General features: G+C 58.6%; 5 protein-coding genes. 2 read left to right on the top strand and 3 right to left on the bottom strand.

Annotated elements, in window-relative coordinates:
• The 3 genes from QNK41_RS15795 to QNK41_RS15785 all read right to left on the bottom strand — a co-directional run.
• Positions 1–1683, bottom strand: a 1683-nt coding sequence (locus QNK41_RS15795) for a 2Fe-2S iron-sulfur cluster-binding protein (protein ID WP_319258611.1), incomplete at its 3' end; no start/stop codon positions are given.
• Complete coding sequence (locus tag QNK41_RS15790) at positions 1680–1940, bottom strand: sarcosine oxidase subunit delta (protein WP_319258608.1); 261 nt, start codon at positions 1938–1940, stop codon at positions 1680–1682. The genes QNK41_RS15790 and QNK41_RS15795, both read right to left, overlap by 4 nt.
• A gap of 14 nt (positions 1941–1954) precedes the next feature.
• The gene (locus QNK41_RS15785; RefSeq protein ID WP_319258606.1) at positions 1955–3178 is read right to left on the bottom strand and encodes an FAD-dependent oxidoreductase; all 1224 of its coding nucleotides are present in this window, start codon (positions 3176–3178) and stop codon (positions 1955–1957) included.
• A 252-nt stretch (positions 3179–3430) separates the two neighbouring features.
• On the opposite strand from QNK41_RS15785, the gene QNK41_RS15780 reads away from it, so the two are divergent.
• Both QNK41_RS15780 and QNK41_RS15775 read left to right on the top strand, forming a co-directional pair.
• On the top strand, positions 3431–4309 hold the full coding sequence (locus tag QNK41_RS15780; protein WP_319258604.1) for a MurR/RpiR family transcriptional regulator: 879 nt from the start codon (positions 3431–3433) through the stop codon (positions 4307–4309).
• 182 nt (positions 4310–4491) lie between these two features.
• A partial coding sequence (locus QNK41_RS15775) for a hypothetical protein (RefSeq protein ID WP_319258602.1) occupies positions 4492–4724 on the top strand: 233 nt, incomplete at its 3' end.

Below are 4724 nucleotides of genomic sequence, written 5' to 3'. Positions count from 1 at the left end.
GGTGTACTTGGCCACGAACAGGGGCAGGTTGTGCCCAGGGATGCCGCCCTGGCCAGGGCCAGTACCGGCCGAGGTAAAGCGTTTGATCAGTTCGGGGACATCGAAGCCCATCTCGATGGCCTGTTTGATATTTTTAATGGTGGTGTCTTCGTCGAAGCAGATGAAGCTCTTGCGGCCCTTGACCGGTGCGGTGACCAGCTTGCAGCCACGCTCCGGGCCGGGAAGGCTTGATGCGGACGCTTCGGCGGCGGCGACGGCGTTGCCCATGTCCGTACCTGCGGCAGCCGCGGCCTTGAGGCCGGCCAGGCGGCCGGAGGCTTCGATAGCGGCGGGGTTGTTGACGCCGGTCAGTCGGCCGGCGGGAAACATCTTCTCGGGCAGCGTCGTCGGCAGGAAGTAACCGGTGTGGCTGTCGTAGCCCATCTTGGCCTGGGCCAGGATCAACGGACCGTTAACGGGCGTGAGGCCGGCGGAAGCGACCAGCAGGTCACAGGGGAACTGGCGTTTGACCGTACCTTCGACGGTGGAGAGGGTCACCTTTTCCACCTTCTTTCCGCCGTGGGCTTTGGCGGCCACCCAGCCCTTGAGAACCGGGATCTTGCGTTCGGCCAGGGCCAGCATCAGCTCGGGGTTCTGGCCGTCCTCGCGGATGTCGGCCACGCAGTTGATCTTCAGCCCCAGGTCGAAGAGGTCGACGGCGGCTTCCAGTCCCAGGTCGTGACCCACGGAAAAGACCGCTTCACTGCCCGGCAGCAGCCCGTAAGTGCGGGCCATGCGATGGGCACAGCCCACCTGCATGATACCGGGGCGCTCGTTGTGGTCGAAGATCAGGGGGCGTTCGATGCAGCCGGTGGCTACCACGACGCTGTCCGAGCGGATCTCGATGTAGCGTTCGGTGAAGGTGTCCGTGGGCCTGCCCACCTGAAAGGCGGTGATCAGGTTGTTGTTGTAGGCACCGACCATCGAGGTGTGCGTGAAGGTCCGGATGTTGCCGGTCTGTTCCATTTTTCGGGCCAGTTCGCGTGCCCGTTGGTAAAGGGGTGTGCCTTCGGCGGTGATGCTGACCCGGTAGTCGAAACATCCGCCCAGGTGGGGACGGGATTCGAGCAGGACCACCCGCTGTCCGGATTCGGCGGCTGCCAGGGCGGCGGTCATGCCGGCGGCGCCGCCGCCGATGACGGTGACTTCGGCTTTGACGAACATCTCGTCGTACTGGCCCTTCATCTGGTAATCGGCGGAAATGACGCCGATGCCGGCGGTCTTGCGGATCTGCTTCATTGCCACGGGCCAGACGGCTGCGGGCTTGTGCATGGTTTTGTAGTAGAAGCCGGCTGGCATCATCCAGTCCAGCTTGTCGATGAAGGACAGCCAGTCGCGGTCGGCAGAGCCTTTGACATTCTGCTCCTTGACGACCATGCCGTCCTTGAGCAGCGTGTTTTCGGTGCGCACGTTGGGAACGCCGTTGACGTCCATGCAGGTGTTGCTGCACTCGCCGTCGAGACTGTAAAGCCCGCGGGGGCGGTGGTATTTCAAACTGCGTCCAAAGACCCGGACGCCATTGGCAAAAAGGGCCGTCGCAACCGTATCTCCGGCCACGCCCTGTACGGTTTTTCCCCGGTAATTCAAGGAGAGTTTTTCCGAGGGGGTGATGCGGAGCGTGGGCAATTGGTTAAGCCTGTTCATTTGCTTGCCTCCGGTTTAGCCACTTCGAGGTTTTTGGTTGTGTCGCGCCAGGTGGTGAACCAGGACCCGCAGCCATCGCGGTGAAACCACCACTCTTTCTGGACGCCGGCTATGCATTTGTTCATGTGGACATAGTCACACCAGGCGGCAGGGGTCAGCCCCGCTTCGGCCGGGCGCGGTCCCTTGTCTTCTCCCCCATAACGGAACTCGTATCCGTTGCGTTGGCCGCAGACGGGGCAGGTGAGTGTTAAGGCCATGATATATATCCTCCTTAATTGTCCGGCGTATAGCTGACCAGGGCAGCGGTTTCGCCCATCAACTGGTGGTTTTCGTAGCGACGCAGATTGAACGGCTTGAGCATGTCCGGGCAGTGGCCGCTGGCCATGAACTGAGCCATGTATTTGCCGACGGCGCTGCATGATTTGAAGCCGAAGTAACCCCAGCCGCAGTCCATGTAGAAGCCTTCGATTTGGTCGTTGCCGTCCATGATAGGCGCCATGTCCGGGGTCATGTCGGCCAGCCCGCCCCAGATGCGCATGAATTTAACGCCCCGCAGGCAAGGCAGCCAGTCGGACAGGGCCTCGGCCTGGTGCTTAATGTAGTGGGCAGTGTTCTGGGTCGTATAGTTGGGCCACTGGTCCATGTGGGCGCCGGTGGCGATCTCTCCCTTGAGGGTCTGGTTGGCATAGCAGTGGTAGGCACCGGACGAGACCACGTGGTCGAGCAGCGGTTTGAGCGGCTGGGTGACCATGGCCTGAATGGTGAGCACGGCGATGGGCAGCTTGATGCCCAGCATGTGGTAGATCAGGCCCGCACTGTATCCACCGGCGCTGATCAGTACCCGGGGTGTGTGGATGCGGCCGCGGGACGTCTCTACGCCGCTGATTTTGCCGCCTTCGGTGTGGATGGCGGTGGCTTCGGTGTGCTGGTGAATGTGCACACCATGTTTGGCGGCCCCTTTGGCCAGTCCCCAGACCACGGCATCGTGTCGTACGATACCCCCGGGGGGATGGAACATGGCCCCGTGGATGGGGAAGGTGATGTCTTCGGAGATGTTCAACGCCGGCACCAGTTCCTTAGCCTGCTTGGCGTCGATGAGGTGGCTCTCCACGCCGTGGAACTGGGCGGTGGCGATGGTCATGCGGGCTGCCTTCATGGCGGCTTCGCTGTGCATCAGGTTGAGGTTGCCGCAGTTGTTGAACATCAGGTTGTAGTCCAGCTCCTTGGTGAGCACCGGCCACAGGTCGAGCGCCTCCTTGTAAAGCGGAACATTGTACTGCGTGCGCTGATTGGCCCGCACGATGGCTGTATTGCGGCCGGCACCGCCGAATCCGATGAAGCGCTTTTCAATGATGGCCACATCCGTGATGCCGTGCTCCTTGGCCAGGTAGTAGGCTGTGGCCAGACCGTGAAGGCCGCCGCCGATGATCACCGCATCGTAGCTGGACTTCAGTCTGGTTTTGTTGCCCCACAGGGGCTTGGATTTCCAGAACATACGCTCTCCCTACATGGTTAAAAGATAAAACGTGCATGGGTGAAGATGAAGCGTGAAACGACTAGTTGTCGCGGATGGTATCCGAATGAAATGAAACATGTCAATAACAAAATATGATATTGAATAAAAAATATGCAAACAGCCTTGACAATAACTTTGAATAGTAATAAAAGTATGTAAAAAAGATGGTTTATAACACATTCGCAAAAATGAAATGAAATTTTCATTTCGATTTCATTCAAGGGGCTTATGATGAACGATTCCCAGGCACATCCGGTGATCAAAGGCATTGTCAATCAACTGGATACGCTTACTCCCAAGGGAAAGATACTGGGCAGCTACATTATTCAGAACCCCCGCAAAGCGGTTTTCATGACCACGAAAGAGTTGTCCGAGGCCTGCAGGGTCAGCGAGGCTACGGTGGTTCGGTTTGTGGGGCAATTGGGCTACGGCGGTTATGGAGAATTCCTCCAGGCGCTGCGGGATTTCGTGGATTCCGGGCTCAGCCTGCCGGACCGGGCGGATCTGCCGGGAATGAAGGGGCCGGGCACCGATCAGCTGCACCGGGTGGTTTTCGAAGAGATGAACAACCTGCGGCAGTTTTACGAAACCATCGACATGAAGGTCTTGGACCGGATCGTTGAGCAGCTTATAGAGAGCCCTGCGGTTTATGTGGTCGGCTCGAGGGTCTCCTATACCTTTGCCTATTACATGGGCTGGTCGCTGACCAAGGTCCGTCGGGGCGTCCATATCCTGAAAGGCAGTGACAGCACGGCCATCGACTGGTTGACCAATGCGCCCGACGACAGCCTGGTGACCATCATCACCACCTCACGCTACCCCAACGAACTGATCAAGCTGGCCAAGGTCGCCCGACGGCTTCAGCACAACCTCCTGGTGATCACCGACAACACGCTGTGCCCGGTGATCCCCTTTGCCCATCTCTCCCTGGTTGTGCCGTCCCGCTCCATTCCCCTGATCGGGTACCCGACGACCATTTCCTGTATCATCAACTACCTGGTGCTGGAACTGGTCAATCGGCAGCACCCGCAGCTTAACGAGCACCAGGAGCGGCTGGAGCAGATGTATCTGGAAAACGATATCCTGTTCAACATGTACGCCAACGACTGAGGATAGGGGATAGGAGCCAGGAGCCAGGAGATAGGAGATAGGAGCTATAAGGCCGAAGACCGAAGGCGAAATCGGAGACTCGTAGGAGCGGCTTCCAGCCGCGATCGATTGTCTACTTTCAGACCTCGGACCTCAGACTGCCGGCGGCCCCTGCAATTCACCGGTTTGCCTGATGTTAAAAAATGTGGCATGCTTTCCAGCAGCCTGTTGACCGATACGCCAACCTTGATGCAACCTTTACCGCCATGGCCATGAAAACGTCTCCACGCCATTTTATCGCTCGGACGCTCAATATCGGCTATGAAGAATTCTTGCCCTTTTTCGACGGGTTCAGCGAAGGATTGCTGATTGTCGACCGGACCGGAACCATCATCTACTATAATCCCACCATGGCCGCCATCGACGAGCTGAATCC

The sequence above is a fragment of the Desulfosarcina sp. genome (genome assembly GCF_033791525.1).
Lineage (GTDB): Bacteria > Desulfobacterota > Desulfobacteria > Desulfobacterales > Desulfosarcinaceae > Desulfosarcina.
Note: the sequence above shows the minus strand (reverse complement) of the source record. Positions and strands in the feature narration are given on the sequence as shown.

Bases quoted from the DNA above. Each gene is read 5' to 3' on its own strand.
- QNK41_RS15790 (WP_319258608.1), bottom strand. From the start codon at position 1,940: ATGGCCTTAACACTCACCTGCCCCGTCTGCGGCCAACGCAACGGATAC.
- QNK41_RS15780 (WP_319258604.1), top strand. From the start codon at position 3,431: ATGAACGATTCCCAGGCACATCCGGTGATCAAAGGCATTGTCAATCAA.
- QNK41_RS15785 (WP_319258606.1), bottom strand. From the start codon at position 3,178: ATGTTCTGGAAATCCAAGCCCCTGTGGGGCAACAAAACCAGACTGAAG.